The organism is Burkholderia sp. 9777_1386 (genome assembly GCF_015712265.1).
Taxonomy (GTDB): Bacteria; Pseudomonadota; Gammaproteobacteria; order Burkholderiales; family Burkholderiaceae; genus Burkholderia; species Burkholderia cenocepacia.
The window spans coordinates 367,506-384,303 of the sequence record NZ_JACCQB010000001.1 but is presented as its reverse complement, the minus strand read 5'-3'; the positions used below and the strand labels follow the sequence as shown (position 1 = coordinate 384,303).

Annotated in this window: 16 protein-coding genes; 8 read left to right on the top strand and 8 right to left on the bottom strand. The window is 67.5% G+C overall.

Features of this window, described 5'->3' with window-relative positions; genetic code table 11:
• The first annotated feature begins 45 nt into the window (after positions 1–45).
• Entirely contained in the window at positions 46–1,314 is a 1,269-nt protein-coding gene (locus H0X91_RS01655) for an ATP-grasp domain-containing protein (RefSeq protein WP_048985972.1), read from the top strand.
• A gap of 17 nt (positions 1,315–1,331) precedes the next feature.
• Here the strand turns inward: H0X91_RS01655 and H0X91_RS01650 are convergent, their stop codons facing one another.
• Complete coding sequence (locus H0X91_RS01650) at positions 1,332–2,207, bottom strand: LysR family transcriptional regulator (protein ID WP_006491158.1); 876 nt, start codon at positions 2,205–2,207, stop codon at positions 1,332–1,334.
• Positions 2,208–2,373: 166 nt separating this feature from the next.
• Between H0X91_RS01650 and H0X91_RS01645 the strand changes: the two genes are divergently transcribed.
• Both H0X91_RS01645 and H0X91_RS01640 read left to right on the top strand, forming a co-directional pair.
• Positions 2,374–3,318: a hypothetical protein gene (locus tag H0X91_RS01645; RefSeq protein WP_034204000.1), complete on the top strand. Its 945-nt coding sequence runs from the start codon at positions 2,374–2,376 to the stop codon at positions 3,316–3,318.
• A 37-nt stretch (positions 3,319–3,355) separates the two neighbouring features.
• Positions 3,356–4,564: an ATP-grasp domain-containing protein gene (locus tag H0X91_RS01640; RefSeq protein ID WP_034203999.1), complete on the top strand. Its 1,209-nt coding sequence runs from the start codon at positions 3,356–3,358 to the stop codon at positions 4,562–4,564.
• Here the strand turns inward: H0X91_RS01640 and H0X91_RS01635 are convergent.
• Positions 4,548–5,750, bottom strand: coding sequence for an MFS transporter (locus tag H0X91_RS01635; protein ID WP_196432767.1), 1,203 nt, complete (start codon positions 5,748–5,750; stop codon positions 4,548–4,550). The genes H0X91_RS01640 and H0X91_RS01635 overlap by 17 nt on opposite strands.
• Before the next feature lie 95 nt (positions 5,751–5,845).
• Between H0X91_RS01635 and H0X91_RS01630 the strand changes: the two genes are divergently transcribed.
• Positions 5,846–6,739: a LysR substrate-binding domain-containing protein gene (locus H0X91_RS01630; RefSeq protein WP_034203997.1), complete on the top strand. Its 894-nt coding sequence runs from the start codon at positions 5,846–5,848 to the stop codon at positions 6,737–6,739.
• 150 nt (positions 6,740–6,889) lie between these two features.
• Here the strand turns inward: H0X91_RS01630 and H0X91_RS01625 are convergent, their stop codons facing one another.
• The 3 genes from H0X91_RS01625 to H0X91_RS01615 all read right to left on the bottom strand — a co-directional run bounded on the left by H0X91_RS01625 (position 6,890) and on the right by H0X91_RS01615 (position 9,516).
• Complete coding sequence (locus tag H0X91_RS01625; protein ID WP_034203996.1) at positions 6,890–7,150, bottom strand: hypothetical protein; 261 nt, start codon at positions 7,148–7,150, stop codon at positions 6,890–6,892.
• Positions 7,151–7,228: 78 nt separating this feature from the next.
• Positions 7,229–8,131 carry an NAD(P)-dependent oxidoreductase gene (locus tag H0X91_RS01620; protein WP_006493817.1) on the bottom strand — a complete coding sequence of 301 codons (903 nt, stop codon included), beginning with the start codon at positions 8,129–8,131 and terminating at the stop codon, positions 7,229–7,231.
• A 56-nt stretch (positions 8,132–8,187) separates the two neighbouring features.
• Positions 8,188–9,516, bottom strand: a complete 1,329-nt coding sequence (locus tag H0X91_RS01615) for an MFS transporter (protein WP_077189503.1) — start codon at positions 9,514–9,516, stop codon at positions 8,188–8,190.
• 365 nt (positions 9,517–9,881) lie between these two features.
• On the opposite strand from H0X91_RS01615, the gene H0X91_RS01610 reads away from it, so the two are divergent.
• The 4 genes from H0X91_RS01610 (at position 9,882) to H0X91_RS35210 (ending at position 13,848) form a co-directional block, all read left to right on the top strand.
• Entirely contained in the window at positions 9,882–10,802 is a 921-nt protein-coding gene (locus H0X91_RS01610; protein ID WP_006498069.1) for a LysR family transcriptional regulator, read from the top strand.
• 296 nt (positions 10,803–11,098) lie between these two features.
• The gene (locus H0X91_RS01605) at positions 11,099–12,202 is read left to right on the top strand and encodes a tartrate dehydrogenase (RefSeq protein ID WP_006493819.1); all 1,104 of its coding nucleotides are present in this window, start codon (positions 11,099–11,101) and stop codon (positions 12,200–12,202) included.
• A 3-nt stretch (positions 12,203–12,205) separates the two neighbouring features.
• Positions 12,206–13,654, top strand: coding sequence for an aldehyde dehydrogenase family protein (locus H0X91_RS01600; protein WP_060267098.1), 1,449 nt, complete (start codon positions 12,206–12,208; stop codon positions 13,652–13,654).
• Positions 13,655–13,719: 65 nt separating this feature from the next.
• The gene (locus H0X91_RS35210) at positions 13,720–13,848 is read left to right on the top strand and encodes a hypothetical protein (protein WP_006498067.1); all 129 of its coding nucleotides are present in this window, start codon (positions 13,720–13,722) and stop codon (positions 13,846–13,848) included.
• 45 nt (positions 13,849–13,893) lie between these two features.
• On the opposite strand, the gene H0X91_RS01590 is transcribed toward H0X91_RS35210, so the two are convergent.
• The 3 genes from H0X91_RS01590 to H0X91_RS01580 all read right to left on the bottom strand — a co-directional run bounded on the left by H0X91_RS01590 (position 13,894) and on the right by H0X91_RS01580 (position 16,771).
• Entirely contained in the window at positions 13,894–14,631 is a 738-nt protein-coding gene (locus H0X91_RS01590; RefSeq protein WP_058903886.1) for a transporter substrate-binding domain-containing protein, read from the bottom strand.
• Between the two features lie 208 nt (positions 14,632–14,839).
• Entirely contained in the window at positions 14,840–15,751 is a 912-nt protein-coding gene (locus H0X91_RS01585) for an ABC transporter ATP-binding protein (RefSeq protein WP_196432748.1), read from the bottom strand.
• A 45-nt stretch (positions 15,752–15,796) separates the two neighbouring features.
• Positions 15,797–16,771, bottom strand: coding sequence for an ABC transporter permease (locus H0X91_RS01580; protein WP_034203993.1), 975 nt, complete (start codon positions 16,769–16,771; stop codon positions 15,797–15,799).
• Positions 16,772–16,798 lie beyond the last annotated feature (27 nt).

Sequence of the window (16,798 nt, the reverse complement as noted above, 5' to 3'; positions counted from 1 at the left end):
TGCCGCACGACGTCCTTCAACCGCCCCCATCCGAGCGAGGAATCCATGCAGCATCGCTTCATCGATACCGTCCTGATCGTCGACGGCGCGTCGACCGCCGCCTATCTGGCCCCCGCGTTTCGCGCATACGGCATCCGTTGCGCGCATGTGATCAGCGACCCCGATCTGCCCGCAATCTACCGGAACCAGTTCGTGCCGTCCGACTACGTCCGCCAGGTCCAGCATCGCGGCGACATCGACGCGACGCTCGCGCAACTGGCCGACCTGCGGATCGGCGCGGTGCTGCACGGCCTCGACGCGGCGCTCGAGCTGGCCGACACGCTCGCCGAGCGGCTCGACGTGCCCTATCGCAACCCGCTCGCGACCTCCGCCGCACGACGCGACAAGTTCGCGATGAACGAGCGCATTCGCGCGGCCGGGTTGCGTGCGCCGGCGCACTTCCACAGCACGTCGGTCGACGAAGCGCTCGCTTGGGCGCGCGCGCAGGGCACGCTGCCGCTCGTCGTGAAGCCGGCGCGCAGCGCGGGCGTGACCGGCGTGAAGATCTGCCGGACGCTCGCGCAGGTCGAGGCGGCCGCGCGCGACGTGCTGGCGACCCGTTCGCTGTACAACCAGCCGAACGACGACATCGTGATCCAGAGCTATTCCGAAGGGCAGGAATACATCGTCGACTCGGTGTCGTTCGAGGGCCGCCATCGCGTGGTCAGCTTGTGGGAGGTGCATCGCGACCGCACGCACGCGCCGCGGCTCGACAAGATGCTGGTGCTGAACCATGCCGACCCGCGCTACGCACCGCTGCTCGACTACGCGGCCGACGTGCTCGACGCGCTGGACGTGCGCTTCGGGCCGACCCATCTGGAGCTGTTCGATACGGCCGACGGTCCGACGATCGTCGAGCTGAACGCGCGGCTGCACGGCAGTCTCGATCCACGGCTGACGAGCGCGGTCAGCGGCGAGAATCACGTGTCGGCCGCCGTCGAAGCGGTGCTGCATCCGGAACGGCTGTTCGGCGAGATCACCGCGCCGACGGATTTTCGCGGCTACTGCGGGCACGTGCTGCTGCTGTCGTCGCGCAACGGCGTGCTGCGGCAGGATTTCACGTGGCAGGCGATCCAGGCGCTGCCGTCGTTCGTCGGGCTCAAGCAATGGATCAAGGTCGGCGACACGCTGCGCGTGACCACCGACCTGCAGACCGCCCTCGGCACGGTCGGCCTGTACAGCCCGACCTTCGAGCGGCTGCTCGAGGATTGCCGGCGGATTCGCGAAATCGAGGCCGACTTCTTCGCGGACGAACGCGCGGTCGCGCCGGCCTAGGGCCGGATCGTCTCGCGTCAGCGCGCGAGCAGCGCACCCGCCTGCCGGCCGAGCACCGCGCGCAACGCGTCGAGTTCGGGCAGCGCGGGCGCTTCGTCGGGCGTGACGAGATAGGTCGTCACGCTGTCGAGATCGTCGAACGCGTGCGTGCGCAGTTCCTTGCGCGCCACGTGCTCGGTCGTGATCCGTTTCGGCAGGATCGCGACGCCCATCCCGGCCGCCACGCAGCCGAGAATCGCGCCGAACGTGCCGAACGACGACACCGACTCGATCGCGACGCCGCGCGCCTTCAGCCAGTGTTCCGCGACCGCGCGATACGGACAGCCGTCGTGAAACGCGAGCAAGCGCACCGTGTTGTCGGCCAGCAACTGCCGGCGCGTGACGGTCGCCGCGCTCACCAGCACCATGTCTTCCGCGAATGCGGGCTCGTAACGCAGCCCGGGCCGGACAACCGCGCGAGCGGTCAACGCCGCGTCGATCCGGCCGCGCAACAGCGCCTCGGCCAGATCGGGCTCGCTGCCGATCTGCACCGCGAGGCCGAGCGCCGGGTCGCGCTCCTTCAGCGCGGCGGCCAGCGCCGGCAGCCGCGTGGCGGCGGTGCTCTCCATCGATCCCAGCCGGAAGCTGCGGGCGACCGGCGTTTCGCGCACCACCTGCGTCGCTTCGTCGACGAGGCGCAGGATGCGGTCGCAATACGGCATCAGCCGGCGCCCGGCGTCGTTCAGCACCAGCCGCTTGCCGTGCCGGTCGAACAGCGGCGCGTCGAGCGACTCTTCGAGCTGGCGCAGCCGCGCCGTGACGTTCGATTGCGTGCAGCCGAGCCGTTCGGCCGCGCGCAGCGCGCTGCCTTCCTGCACGACGGCCCGGAAAGTTTCGAGCAGAGGGATGTTCATATCGGTTTCTCTTGTTACCGATTCAGTTTATATCATTTTACTTCGCCAATCATCCGGATTAGCCTAGCGGGTATTCCCTGCCGGCCGGCCCTTTTCAAGGAATCCGCATGCCATTCGCTGCCTGCTTCGGCTTCACCCCCGTTCGCCGCCGGCTCGAGGTTCGTCCGTGCGCGCACTGATCGCCGCGCTGGTGCGGCGTGGCCCGACCGTGCTCGCGTGCGGCGTCGGCCTCGGGCTGCTGGTGCCGCCGCTCGCGGCGCTCGCGCGGCCGTTGATGCCCGTTACCGTGTTCCTGTTCGTGCTCGGCACGCTGCTGCGGGTCGAGCCGAGCGCGGTGCGCGCGGTCGCGCGGCGGCCGGCCGTGTCGCTGCTGCTGCCCGCCGTGACGATGATCGCGTGTCCGGTCGCGCTCGGCATCGCCGCGCGGCTCGCCGGCCTGCCGTACGACTGGGTCGTCGCGCTGGTGATCGCATACTGCGCGCCGCCGTCGAGCGGTACGTCGACGATCGCACGGATGCTGTCGCTCGACGCAAGCGTCGCGCTCGTCGCGACCCTCGCGTCGATGGTGTTCGTGCCGCTGACCGCACCGCTGTTGACCGCGTGGTTCAGCCACGACGCGGCCGTGTCGATCCCGCCGTCGAGCCTCGCGCTGCGGCTCGCGCTGCTGATCGGCAGCGCCGAGGGCGTCGCGCTGCTCGTGCGCCGCCTTGCCGGCGCGCGGCTCGCACGCCATGCGACGCCGATCGACGCGATCGTCGTCGTCGCGCTGCTGATATTCGCGCTCGGCACGATGGCCGGCATGCAGCAGTCGATCATCGACGCACCGCACCGCGCACTGGCCGCGATCGCCGTTGCGTTCGCCGTCAACGCGGGTTTCCAGATCGTCGCGTACGGGCTCACGCCCGGCGACGTCCGCACGCGCCTGAACGTCGCGCTGATCGTCGCCAACCGCAACGTCGGGCTGATGTGGGCCGCGCTCGGGCTGGCCGCCACGCCGACCATGGCGCTCGTGTTCGCGTGCGCGCAGTTGCCGATCTATACGCTGCCGCGCGTCGTCCAGCATCTGCTGCCGCGCCTCGAAGCCCAGCGCCTGCGCAGGCGCGCGCGCTAGCCGGCTTTCCTCTTCCGCCCTCGATCAAGGATTCCTCATGAAGCGACTCATCGTGATCGGCGCACGCGCCACCGGCAGCAGCATCGCGCTGGTGCGCGGCGCCCTCGCACGCCAGGTGGCCGTGACCGTCGTCACCGCGCCCGGCCATCGTCTCGACGGCGTGTTTCCCGACGGCGTCGAGACGGTCAACCTCGCGCCCGACGCCGGCCAGCTCGCCGGCTGGCTGCGCGCGCGCTATCCGGACGAACTCGACACGCTGCGCGTGACGACCGCGCACGACACCTATGCGCGCACCGCCGCGTGGGTCGCCGATGCGCTCGGGCTGCCCGGCCCCGATGCACGGCACGTCGCGCACGCGGTGTCGAAGTCCAACCAGAAGGCGCTGCTCGCCGCGCACGGCATCCCGGCCGCGCAGTTCGTCGCGGGCACGCTGGCCGCGCCGGCGGCGCTCGCGGCCGCGGCCGCGCCGTTGCGCTTTCCGGTCGTCGTCAAGCCAGCGGAAGGCTCCGCGAGCGACGGCGTGCGCCGCTGCGAGGACATCGCCGCCGTGCGCGCGCAGCTCGACGCGCTCGCTGCCGTGCGGGCCGATGCCCCGTCGCTTGCGACCGAACGCGTCGTCATCGAGGAGTTCCTGGACGGCAGCGAATACTGCGTCGAGTATTTCGACGGCCGCTATGTCGGCGCGCTGCGCAAGCTGAAGCGGCATGGCGCCGGCTTTCTCGAACGCGGCTATACGTCCGAACTCGATCTCGACGCCGACACGCTGCGCGCGCTGATCGACGTCGGCACGCGTGCGACGGCCGCCGCCGGGCTCACGTGGGGGCCCGTGCATCTCGACTGCATCGTGCATGATCGCGTGCCGCACGTGATCGAACTGAACCCGCGTATCGCGGGCAGCTTCATCTGCGACATCGTGCGCGACGGGTACGGCTTCAACGTGGTCGAAGCGTTGCTCGACAAGCTCGACGGCAGGACGGTGACGATTCCCGAGCTGTTCGAGCCGCACGCGTATGCGCGCGCCGAATTCCTGCTCGACAGCGATCCCGGCGCGTGGCGCTTCGCGCAGGCCGGGGAGATCGACGACGGAGCGGTCAGGATCAGCTACGGACCGCAAGTGCTGCCCGATCGGGAACGGCGTGCGTTTCTTTATGTGCGGGTGGCGTTGCCGGCCGGGTATGATCCGGCGGACAGCGCGGGAGCGGCGGGTGCGCGCGGCGAGTTGAAATCGACTACCGAGTCGGCCTGACTTCGGGCGAGCGAGATTTGCTTGCGCCGGCAGGCGGCGTCCCGCGCCAGAAGAAAAACACGAGCGCGCCCGCGATCGCCTGTGCGCCGACGACGAACGCGACGCAGCCCGCCCAGCCCCGGCGATTCCATGCGGGAACAGGCAGGACCGAGCCGAGACTTCCGCCAAGGTAATAGAAGGAAAGGTAGATGCCGATCGCCGTCGATCGTGCCCCGCGTGCCACCCGCGAGATGAACGCATTGGCCGATGCCTGCTCGACGAACACCGCGGTTGAACTGAGCGCGAGACCGGTCAGGATCGCACTGACGCTGCTCGACAGCGTGAGCAATGCACCGACGATCGCGAGCCCGGTCGCCGCAAGCGCGAGATCGCGCGGGCCGCGTTGCGCCGCGACGCGGCCCGCGAGCGGTGTGACGACCACCGCGACGAGAAATACCGCATAGATCGCGCCGATCTCGACCGTATCGAAGCCAAATGGCGCACCGGCCAGCCGCAGTCCGACAAACGTGAACGTCGCGACCTGCGATGCGAGCACGCATGCGCCGACCAGAAACGACGCCAGCAGCGGGCCGCGTGTCAAGAGCTTCCGGCGCGGCGTCGCCACGCCATCGCCATCGCCATCCGGACGCGCGACGCCGGACCTCGGCAGGCACGCGTGGATCGCGAGGCCCGTCGCGAGACACAGGAACGCGATGAAATCGAGCGCGTGACGCCAGCCGAACGCGGACGTCAGGATATTGGTCACGAAGCGCCCGGCGAATCCGCCGAGCGTCGTACCGGCGACGAACAGTGCGCTGACCTCCGTCGCCGCGTCGTGGCTGAAGATCTCGCCGATACAGGCGATCGAGATCGCGAAGATGAACGGCATCAGCATGCCCGCGGCAAAGCGGGCGGCGAGAAACGATGAAAAGTGCGCCGCGTGCCCCGACCACAGGACGGGAAGCACACACGCCACGGCGGCGCACGAAATGACCGTCCGGCGATCGAAGCGGGCGGCCAGCGTACCGACGAACGGAGCGATAATGGCAACCGCCAAGGTAGTGGCGCTGATGCCCTGGCCGGCCTGTTCGGCGCTCACGTTGAAGGCCGCGGCGAGTTCGTGCAGGATGCCCTGCGTCGAATAAAGATTGATAAATGCCGCGAACCCGCACAGGAAAAATGCGAATCGGATGGTTCTGTTGCCCACGGGTGATGCCCTCTCTGATGTGGGTGACAGTCTGACGAGCGGGCGGCACGCGTGCCAATACTGTTTTCGTGGCCATTGATACCGAAACGACAAAAATGCTCGACCTACGCCGCCTCCGCTATTTCGTGACCGTCGCCGACGAATTGCACTTCGGACGCGCGGCGTTGCGTTTGCGTATCGCCCAGCCGCCTTTGACGCGCCATATCGCCGCGCTGGAAGCCGACCTCGGCATCCGGCTGTTCGAGCGGTCCACGCGCGCGGTGCAGCTCACGCCGGCCGGCGCGCTGTTTCTCGAACAGGCGAGAACCGTCGTTCATGCGGTCGACGAGGCGGAGGCGACCGCGCGCAAGATGGCGCAGGGTATGGTCGGCCGTGTCGTGATCGGCTATGCAAGCTCCATCCCGATGTCCGACGCGTTTTCGGACATCATCCGCAACGTGAGCCGCAGCATGCCGGAAGTCGAGTTGGCGTTTCGGGAGGTATCGACCGCCAGTCAGCGCCAGCAGATCGCCGACGGCACGCTGGACATCGGCTTCGGCTGGTCAACGGCGACGACGTCCGGCGAGCGCATCCGCTCCCTCGTCGTGTCGCGGGAACCGCTCGTCGCCGCGGTGCCGGCCCGGAGCCGATACGCAGGCAACGCGACGATCGCGTTCCGCGAACTCGCGATGGAGAACTTCGTCACGTTCCCTTCCGGGTACGGTTCCGCGCTGAACGCCGCGCTCGAGGATCTGTGCGCGCATGAAGGCGTGACGCCGCGGATAGGACCGACCGCGTCGCAGATCACGACACTGGTGTCGCTGGTAGCGGCGGAACGCGGCGTCGCCATCGTGCCCGGCTTCACGTCGACGTTGCACCGCCCGGGCGTCGCTTACGTGCCGCTGGCGAGCCCGCACGTGCTCGAGCTGGTCGTCACGTGGTCCGAACCGTTTTCGTCGACCTGCGTCGAGCAATTCGTCGAGTTCGCCCGGTCGGTCGCGCCGGACTAGGCTTCCCGCTCCTGCTGCACGTACCACGATATCCGAGACGCATACGTTGACGTCATACGTATGTGCATACGCTACGAGACCCGACTAAGCGGTGCACCATACGCGCGGCCGGAGCATGCGTGCGCACGGACGATTTCCGGATCGACCGGGCTATGTCCCGAAACGATCAAAGGTGGCGTGCATAGCTTCCAGCGCCTGTTTCCTCGGAATAGCCTGCTTCTCGTTCTCGGCGAAGCTGTCGTAGATCGCATCGAACTGCTTGCTGTTGAAGCGCTGAATCGCGATCTTTTCGGCATCGTCGGCAATGGCCTTGTCATGCGAGTAGTACCCGAGGTGCACCTTGGTCATGAGGAACAGGCCGACGCAGATCAGTACGGCTACCGCGGCAATCGATTTCGTTCTTTTTGTCATCGGTCGTCGCACCCGCTACAAACGGGTTCCCGGATTTTTTCCGGCGATCCTGCCCCGCACGCACGACCGCCCGCCTCCTCAAAGCGACGCGCCGTCGTCGCGCGTGGGCCCCGCCATCAGCACATCGGTCAGTTTCAGCACCGGACAATGCGCGCCGGCCCCGGCAACGGCATCGCGGTACGTATCCGTGACGGCCGCCGCGATCGCATGGGCTGCATCGACGCCTTCGGCCATCGCCGAGTAGTACGACAGATCCTTCAGCGCATTCGCCATATGGAACGGCAGCGCGGACGTGTCGCCGGACTCCAGGAACGGACGCAGCCGGTTCAGCGCGGCGCCACCGCCACCGCCGTTGGCGAGCACGTCGGCGAGCACCGCGACGTCCACGCCCGCGCGCTTCGCGCACGCGACGGCTTCCGACAGCAGCGCGATGGTCCCGAGCGAAACATAGTTGTGCAAAAGCTTCATGCTGTGGCCGGCCCCGACATCGCCGACGCGCGTGATGTTCTCGGCGAAGCACGCGAGCACCGGCCGGATCTCCGCGAACAACCCGGGCGTCGCGCCGACCAGCAGGTTCAGCCGGCCCTCGTGAGCCTCCCTGGCGCCGCGCGTCATCGGCGCATCGACGAAGCGCCCGCCTGCCGCTTCGACGAGCCGCGCCATCCGGACGGTCGACTCGGGAACCGCGGTCGAACAATCGACGACAATCGCGTTGTCCTTCAGGCCGGCCAACACGCCGTCCTCGCCGGTGAGCACCGCTTCCACTTCGGGGGAACCCGTCACGCAGAGGATGACGACGTCCGCTTGCGCGGCCAGTTCGCGCGCGGTCCGCACGGTCCGGACGCCGCCCTGCAGCAGTTCGTCGAGCGGCTGGTTGCCCGGATGCTCGACGACCGTGAGCGGATAACCGTGCTTCAGCACGTTGCGCGCAATACCATGCCCCATCAAACCCACGCCGATCAGGCCAATCTGCTGTTTCATGTCATTCCCGTCAAAAAAGGCGCCACGGCGCTGCGCCGCGGCGAACCGGATTGTCGTTACCGCTCGACCAGCCGCGCCGGCAGCAGCATCGTGAGGACGAGGCCCAGCAACAGGCACCCGACCATCAGGAACAGCGGCACGGCGAGATTGCCGGACAGCTGCTTCAGGTAGCCGACCGCATAGGGGCCGAAGAAACCGCCGAGGTTGCCGAACGAGCTGATCACCGCGATGCCCATCGATACCGATGCGGCGCCGAGCGCCGCGGTCGGCATGCTCCAGAACAGCGGCGGAAACGAGATGAGCCCCGCGTTCGCAATGCAAAGCGCGAACATCCCGAGCCACAGCTGATCGTGCCAGACGACCGACAGCCCGAGCCCCGTCGCGCCCATCAGCAAAAGCGTGGCGACGTGCAGCCGCCGTCCGCCGCGCCGGTCCGCGCTGCGCCCGAACAGGACCATCACGACCACGGCCACCGCGTTCGGCAGCGCGGCGAGCAGGCCGATCACGAAATCGCTGCCGATGCCCATCTGCTTGATCATCGTCGGCGCCCAGAACGTATAGCCGTAAATCGCGAAGACGTCGAGAAAGTAGATCACGCAGAACGCCCACACGAGCCAGCTCGAGAACAGGCCGCGGTGCGCGACGGACTCGGTCGTCGCGCGGTCTTCCGCCAGTACGCGTGCGAGGACGGCGCGCTCCGCGTGCGAGAAGCGCGCGCTGCGCGTGACGTCGTCGTCGAGGCCTTTCCATACGTACAGCGCGGCCAGGAATGCCGGCAGCGCCTCGAGAATGAAGATCCATTTCCAGCCCGGTATCTGCATCGCCCCGTCGAAATACTGCAGGATGAAGCCGGTCAACGGCGATCCGATCAGGCCGGCCAGCGCCAGCGCCGCGTAGAACATCGACAGGATCCGCGCGCGCCGCCGCCCCGGGAACGAACGCGCCATGTACAGCACGATGGCCGGGATGAAGCCGGCCTCGGCGACGCCGAGCAGGAAGCGCATCACGTAGAACTGCATCGGCGTGGACACGAACGCGGTCAATCCCGACACGATGCCCCACGACACGACGATCCGCGTGATCCAGCGCCGCGGTCCGACCCGCACCAGCAGCATGTTGCTCGGCACCTCGAAGATCACGTAGCCCAGAAAGAATATTCCGGCGCCGAAGCCGAACACCGCATCCGAAAAGCCCAGGTGCTGGCTCATCTGCAGCTTGGCGAAGCTGACGTTCACGCGGTCGATGTACGAAGTGACGTACGCGAACATCAGGATGGGCAGGATCTGCACGGCCAGCCGACGAAAGATCCGGTCCTCCTGCGCGAGGTCGTGCGCCGATGCCGCGGCGGCGAGGTCGCCCGGATCGCAGGTCGCGTCGATTTCCACGTTTGTCTCCGAAAGTTCATGGATGGCCCCGCGTGCAGTCGCTGTCGAGATAAGTGTGTGCGACAGGGGACCGTTCGAATCTACCGGCTGCCCCGGCCGCCCGATATGCGAAATCCTTCAAGCGGCACTTCGAATATCTCGAACGCATGCCCGCGCCGGCCATCGTACGGTGCAATGCACAAGCCACCGGAAAAACGGATTCTAGCGCCGATCGCCCGCGCGACACGGGCAGCCGCGGGATGATCGCGGCGTCGCGGTGTGCGGCGCACCATTCGCGGCCGCTCAGGGTTAGCACCACTTCGCCCGGCACCATGGAGCGCATCGATGGATGACATACTGGCCGCAGTGTCAACCGGAGTCCGCGCTTGTTCGATCTCACGTCCCTCGCCCTGTTCGTCCGTGCATCCGAGCTGGGCAGCCTGTCGCGCGCCGCGCAGCAGTCGCACATGTCGCTTTCCACCGCGAGCCGCCGCATCGCGCTGCTCGAGCATCACTTTCGCGTGGTACTGCTGAACCGCACGGTGGCGGGCGTCGAACTCACGCCGGCCGGCGAAGCGCTGTTGCGTCACGCGACCGACCTGCTGCTGCGCACCGATGCGATCTACAGCGAGTTGTCCGACTATACGAAAGGCGCGGTCGGCCGCGTCCGCGTCTTCGCGAACATCTCGGCGATCAGCCAGGATCTTCCCGATCAGTTGCGCGCGTTCTCGCAGCGCTATCGCGACATCAAGCTGCAGATCAGCGAACTGAGAAGCGCCGACATCCTGCAGGCGCTGCGCGAAGGCCGCGCGGACGTCGGGATCGTCACGTCGCGCACCGCGACCGAAGGGATCCATCTCGCGCCCTACTGCATGGACCGGGCCAGCGTGGTCGTGCCCGACGACTACCCGCTGACCGGCGAGTCGATCGATTTCAGCGCGTTGCTCGACCACGATCTGGTCGCACTCGACGACCGCTCGGAACTGACGCGCTCGCTCGTCAGGGAAGCGGCGCTGCTCGGCAAGTCGGTCCGCTTCCGCGTGCAGGTGCAGAGCTTCGAGGCGATGTGCCGGTTGATCGCCGCGGGGCAAGGCATCGGCATCCTGCCCGAGCGCGCGGTCGCGCTGTTTCGCGAACCGATGCGCCTGCGCTTCATTCGCCTGAACGATCCGTGGGCCAACCGCGTCATGTCGGTCGGCATCCGCGCGGGCGCCGTGCCGCTGCCGACGCGCAAGCTGTTCGAGTTCCTCGCGTCCTTCGCGCCGCCTTCGCTCGTGTCCGGCGAAGCCGGGCAGGCGGTCGACTGATACGCCGCCCCGCGCCCGCGCTCGCCGGCGTGTTGCAGATTTTCGAAGGTCCCGTTCGCGGATCCGCACTTCCTGCCCGCGCCTGCGAAGAAGTAGATTCGACGGACCGATTCAACAGTCCGCCGGTTACCGCAACGGAAGAGACGCAGGAGACACGGCGACGCGATCCGACGTGAGCGGTGCAGCGTCGCGTATCGCAGGTCGCGCGGCCGTTCGACGCTGCGCGGTTCACGCCGCTCCCCGTGTCAGCCCCTCCCGTGCGGGACGCCAGCTTCGTCATGGAGGCTTCCCGCCATATGAAGAACCCGCACCGCATCGCCGTCATCGCCGGCGACGGCATCGGCAAGGAAGTGATGCCCGAAGGCATGCGCGTGTTGCGCGCTGCCGCCGACCGTTTCGACATTCCGCTCGCGTTCGACGAGTTCGGCGACTGGTGTACCGATCACTACGTTCGCCACGGCACGATGATGCCGGCCGACTGGGCGCGGCAGATCGGCGCGCACGACGCGATCTTCTTCGGCGCGGTCGGCGCGCCCGATATCGTGCCCGACCACGTCGCGGTGTGGGAATCGCTGATCAAGATCCGGCGCGAGTTCGATCAATACGTGAACCTGCGTCCGGTGCGCCTGATGCCGGGCGTGCCCGCGCCGCTCGCCGGACGCCGGCCCGGCGACATCGATTTCATCGTCGTGCGCGAGAACACGGAAGGCGAGTATTCGTCGGTGGGCGGCCGGATGTTCACCGGGACCGACCGCGAAATCGCCGTGCAGCAGTCGGTTTTCTCGCGTGTCGGCGTCGACCGCGTGCTCCGGTTCGCGTTCGAGCTCGCCCGCTCGCGCCCGCGCAAGCAGTTGACGGCCGCGACGAAATCCAACGGCATCTCGATCACCATGCCGTTCTGGGACGAGCGCCTCGCGGAAATCGCGCGGTCGTTCCCGGACATCGAAACGCGCAAATATCACATCGACATACTGTGCGCACACTTCGTCCAGAATCCGGATCGCTTCGACGTCGTCGTCGCCTCCAACCTGTTCGGCGACATCCTGTCCGACCTCGGCCCCGCCTGTACCGGCACGATCGGCATCGCGCCGTCCGCGAACCTGAACCCCGAGCGCCGCTTCCCGTCGCTGTTCGAGCCGGTGCACGGCTCGGCGCCCGACATCGCCGGCCGCGGCATCGCCAATCCGATCGGGCAGATCTGGTCGGCCGCGTTGCTGCTCCAGCACCTCGGTCGCGGCGAATCGCGCTACGAAGCCGCGGCCGCCGAAATCGTCGCGGCGATCGAATCCGTGCTCGTCGCCGGCCCGCGCACCCGCGACATGGGCGGCACGGCCAGCACCGCGGAACTGGGCGCCGCGATAGCGCACACCATCGCGAATCCCGCATCGATCGAGGAATGACCCATGCAATGTGATCACTACATCGACAACGTCCGCGTCGCACCGACGACCGGCGAGCGGATCGACGTCGTCGACCCGAGCACCGGCGAAGCGTTCGCGACGATCGCGCGCGGCGACGCGACCGACGTGCAGCGCGCCGTTTCCGCCGCCCAGCGCGCCATGGGCGACACGCTCGACGGCCCGTGGGCGAAGCTGTCGCCGGTCGAGCGCAGCAACCTGCTGTTCGCGTACGCCGCGGCCGTCACGCAGCATGCGGACGAACTCGCGCAGCTCGAAGCGCGCGACACGGGCAAGGCGCTGAACACCGCGCGTACCGACGCGGCGGTGCTCGCGCGCTACCTTCAGTACTACGCCGGATGCGTCGACAAGCTGCACGGCGACACACTGCCCTACACCGCCGGGTTCACGGTATTGACGGTGCGCGAACCGATCGGCGTGACGGGCCACATCGTTCCGTGGAATTACCCGATGCAGATCTACGGCCGCTCGGTCGGTGCGTCGCTCGCCGCCGGCAATGCGTGCGTGGTCAAGCCGGCGGAGGATGCGAGCCTGTCCATTCTGCGGCTGGCCGAAATCGCGGCGGAGGTCGGCTTTCCGGCCGGCGCGGTCAACGTCGTCACGGGGTTGGGCGGCGAAGCCGGCGCGGCATTGTCAGCCCATCCCGGCATTCGTCACATCTCGTTTACCGGGTCGACCGGAACGGGCGCGCTGGTCGGGCGCGCGGCGGCCGAGCGTCACTGCCCCGCGGTGCTCGAGCTGGGCGGCAAGTCGCCGCAGTTGCTGTTCGACGATGCCGACCTCGACCAGGCGCTGCCGGTCATCGTCAACGCGATCGTGCAGAACGCGGGCCAGACCTGCTCGGCCGGCAGCCGCCTGCTCGTCCAGCGCACCGTCTACGAGCGCGTGCTCGATCGTCTCGCGCAGCAGTTCGCGCGGCTGCGTTCCGGGCCGCCGTCGATGAATCTGGAGATGGGGCCGCTCGTCAACGCCAGGCAGCATGCGCGGGTCCGGGCCATCGTCGAGCGCGCGCAGGCCGACGGCATTCGGGTGGCGGCGCGCGGCACCATCGCGGCCGGCGCATCGGGTTCGGGGTACTACCACGAAGCGGTGCTGTTCCGCGACGTACCGCCCGACAGCGAACTCGCGCAGGAAGAGGTGTTCGGCCCCGTGCTCGCGGCCATGCCGTTCGACGACGAGAACGCGGCGGTCGCGCTCGCGAACGGCACGCAGTACGGCCTCGTCGCCGGCGTCTGGACGCGGGATGGCGCACGTGCGCTGCGCCTCGCGCGCAAGCTGCAGGCCGGACAGGTCTTCATCAACAACTATGGCGCGGGCGGCGGCGTGGAACTGCCGTTCGGCGGCGTGAAGGCAAGCGGATATGGCCGCGAGAAAGGCTTTGAAGCGTTGCTCGGCTTTACCGCGCTCAAGACCATCGCGATCAGGCACGATTGACGGCCACAACGGCGCGACGGCCTTCGGGCCGTCGCCGGGGAATCGCGATATCTCGGCTGACCATCGTGGGTGCCGGCCACGTCGGCAAGAGGTTCGGCAACCTGATCGTCGTGAACCGTGTCGTCGACGTGTTGCAGATCCACGATCGCGACATCGCGCGCGCTGCCGCCGCGGAATTCGTCGGCGCCGGCTGACCGTTCCATCATCCGTCGCGCGACGCTTGCCGGCCGAGTGCCGACCTATCCCGTCTGCAAGACGGCCGGATCGATCTCGCGCGCCGTCAGCCCGAATCTCGCCATGCGAGCGCGATGGTCCGGCGAGCCGAGATACGAGCGAAGTCGCTGATTGAACGCCGCCAGCAGATCCCCGTGTTCCCGGTTGAATGAAAACGCGCCCAGCGGAGGCGTCCGCGGGCTGCCGTCGACATCCGACTCGTGCGCGACGGCCTCGATCAGCGCGCTGCCTATCCGGCCCGCCACGATTCGATTCCCCAACGCGGTGCTCGCATACGCATCGACCACGCCGGAAAGAACGGCCGCGATCGCGTCGGCCTGCTGTTCGAAGACGACGATTTGCCGCCGGCTCACGCCCGCCGCGATCGCGGAATCGTGCTGGACCTGTCCGGCAATGATGCCGAGGCGCGCGTCAGGACGTTCGGCAATCGACGCATAACGCCTGAGTGCCTTCGGATTTCCCGGGCGAACCAGAAAACCGTCTTCGATTCCCCACACCGGCACGCTGAACGCGACGGTATCGGCACGCTGCGGTGTCACGAAAAGCGGTACGTTCATGTCCCAGTGACCTGATGCAACGCCGGGCAGCAATTCGCCGAACGTCGCCGGGCAATACTCGATCCGGGTCACGCCTATCTGCCGGAGGATCGTCGCCGCGAGTTCGAGATCGGCACCGGTCGCGGTGCCATCCGCTTCGGTCCAGCCGAATGGCGGTTCTTCGATGTACGCAATGGTCACCTTCATCGCTTTCTCTCGCAAGCCGAAGAATCGATCAGGAATGCATCAGCTTACCGTGGGAAGTCGAGGTCCAGTCAGCGTGGACAAAATTAATCCGGATGTAAGCAAGTTGGCGGTATTTTCCTGACGCGCCCGTCGATGCAGTCACCAACCCGAAACATCGCAGGCCCGATGCGACAGGCGTTCTGGCGTGACGGCATGAGCCGGCGCCACGCTACTCGACGCTATCCGTCACGTCCGTCATCCGGATCATGTGCGGCTTGATGCCGTCGTCTTCGGCCGTCGCGGTCTCCTTCGGATGAATCAGCGCTTCGAGTCGCGCCTTCGTCGCGATGAACTCGGGCGTATTGACCTGCGAATAATCGCGCGGCCGCGGCACCGGCACTTCGATCAACTCCTGCACCCCGCCCGGATTCGCCTTCAGCACCAGGATCCGGTCGGCCAGAAGGATCGCCTCGTCGAGGTCGTGCGTGATGAACAGGATCGTCACGTCGATGTTGCGCCAGATGTCGAGCAGGTGCGTCTGCATCCTTGCCCGCGTCTGGGCGTCCAGCGCGCCGAACGGTTCGTCCATCAGCAGGATGCGCGGACGGTTCGCGAGCGCACGGGCAATCGCCACGCGCTGCTTCATGCCGCCCGACAACTGGTGCGGATACACGTCGGCAAAACGCGTCAGCCCGACGAGATCGAGCCACTGCAGCGCCTCGCGCTCGGCCGCGCCGCTGCTGCTGCCGTTCATGCGCAGGCCGAACATCACGTTCTTCTTCACCGTGAGCCATGGAAACAGCGTATAGCCCTGGAACACCATCCCGCGATCGGCGCCCGGCCCGTCGACCGGCTTGCCGTCGAGCAGCACGTCGCCGCTCGTCTGCGCGTCGAGCCCGGCGAGGATCCGGATCAACGTCGACTTGCCGCAGCCGGACGGGCCGATCACGCACACGAACTCGCGCCGGTGCGTGCGGAAACTGATGTCGTCGAGCGCGACGCACTCGCCCTGCGGCGTCGCGAAACGCTTGCCGACGTGTCGCACGTCGAGGATCACGTCGCGGGCCTTCAGCCGCGCGAAGCGCTCGCGCACCGCATCGGATTGAATCAGGTAATCGGGGACGGCTTGCGGGTTCTGCATGATGCCCTCTGCGAAAATCGGTCGATGGGTACGTGGGAGCGGACGTCACGCTTTCAGCGTGCGGTCCCACGGAAAGAGCCGGCGGCCGAGCAGCCCGAGCACGATGTCGGTGCCGAGGCCGATGATCCCGATCATCAGGATCGCCGCATACACGTTGTCGAAATGCTGGTAGCGCGCCTGCTGGCTGATGTACCACGTGATGCCCGAGCTCGTGCCGACCAGCTCGGCGACGATCAGGTAAGTCCACGCCCAACCGAGCAGGATCCGCTGATCGCGATACAGGTCGGGCAGCACGCCCGGAATCACGACGTGCGTGAGCAGCTTCAGCTTCTTCGTGCCGAGCGTCATCGCGGCCTCGAACAGCCCGTATTCGAGCTTGCGCGTGGTGTTCGCGATGATCAGCACCTGCTGGAACAGCGTACCGATCACGATGATCGCGATCTTCGGCGCGTCATAGATGCCGAGAATCGCGACCATCAGCGCGCCGAACGCCGGCGCAGGCAGGTAGCGGAAGAACTCCAGGAACGGCTCCTGCAGCCGCGCGAGCGCACTGAAGGTGCCGCAGACGATGCCGAGCGGCACGCCGATCGCGGACGAAATCACGAAGCCCCAGAAGATGATGCGGATGCTGTGCCACAGGCTTTCGTGCAGCCACACGCCATCGCGCGACGCGGGCGGCGTCGTGAACGCCGTGTAGAACGCGCGCAATACCTGGTGCGGCGCCGGCAGGTAGACCGGATTCGCGCGCTCGCCATCGGGCACCGCCGCGTGCGCCGCACGCGCATGCGCGAGCTCGTCGTCGAACACGTCGCGGTCGATCTGCATGCCGGTCTGGAAATAGTCGACGCTGCCCGGATTCGTGATGCGCATCTGCGGATGCCAGATGAACGGGACGTAGCTGATCAGGCACCAGACGGCGAACGGCAGCAGGAAGGACGCCAGCCCGAGCGTCCATTGGCCGCGCGTCGTCAGCTCGCGGCGCACCGCGAGCCAGCCGGTCGTGTTGCGGGTCGTTGTCATCGGAATCTCCGTATCGTTTCGGGTGCC

Excerpts from the sequence above, each read along its gene's own strand:
- H0X91_RS01655 (WP_048985972.1), top strand. The coding sequence starts at position 46 with ATGCAGCATCGCTTCATCGATACCGTCCTGATCGTCGACGGCGCGTCG.
- H0X91_RS01650 (WP_006491158.1), bottom strand. The coding sequence starts at position 2,207 with ATGAACATCCCTCTGCTCGAAACTTTCCGGGCCGTCGTGCAGGAAGGC.
- H0X91_RS01640 (WP_034203999.1), top strand. The coding sequence starts at position 3,356 with ATGAAGCGACTCATCGTGATCGGCGCACGCGCCACCGGCAGCAGCATC.
- H0X91_RS01630 (WP_034203997.1), top strand. The coding sequence starts at position 5,846 with ATGCTCGACCTACGCCGCCTCCGCTATTTCGTGACCGTCGCCGACGAA.
- H0X91_RS01625 (WP_034203996.1), bottom strand. The coding sequence starts at position 7,150 with ATGACAAAAAGAACGAAATCGATTGCCGCGGTAGCCGTACTGATCTGC.
- H0X91_RS01620 (WP_006493817.1), bottom strand. The coding sequence starts at position 8,131 with ATGAAACAGCAGATTGGCCTGATCGGCGTGGGTTTGATGGGGCATGGT.
- H0X91_RS01605 (WP_006493819.1), top strand. The coding sequence starts at position 11,099 with ATGAAGAACCCGCACCGCATCGCCGTCATCGCCGGCGACGGCATCGGC.
- H0X91_RS01600 (WP_060267098.1), top strand. The coding sequence starts at position 12,206 with ATGCAATGTGATCACTACATCGACAACGTCCGCGTCGCACCGACGACC.
- H0X91_RS01590 (WP_058903886.1), bottom strand. The coding sequence starts at position 14,631 with ATGAAGGTGACCATTGCGTACATCGAAGAACCGCCATTCGGCTGGACC.
- H0X91_RS01585 (WP_196432748.1), bottom strand. The coding sequence starts at position 15,751 with ATGCAGAACCCGCAAGCCGTCCCCGATTACCTGATTCAATCCGATGCG.
- H0X91_RS01580 (WP_034203993.1), bottom strand. The coding sequence starts at position 16,771 with ATGACAACGACCCGCAACACGACCGGCTGGCTCGCGGTGCGCCGCGAG.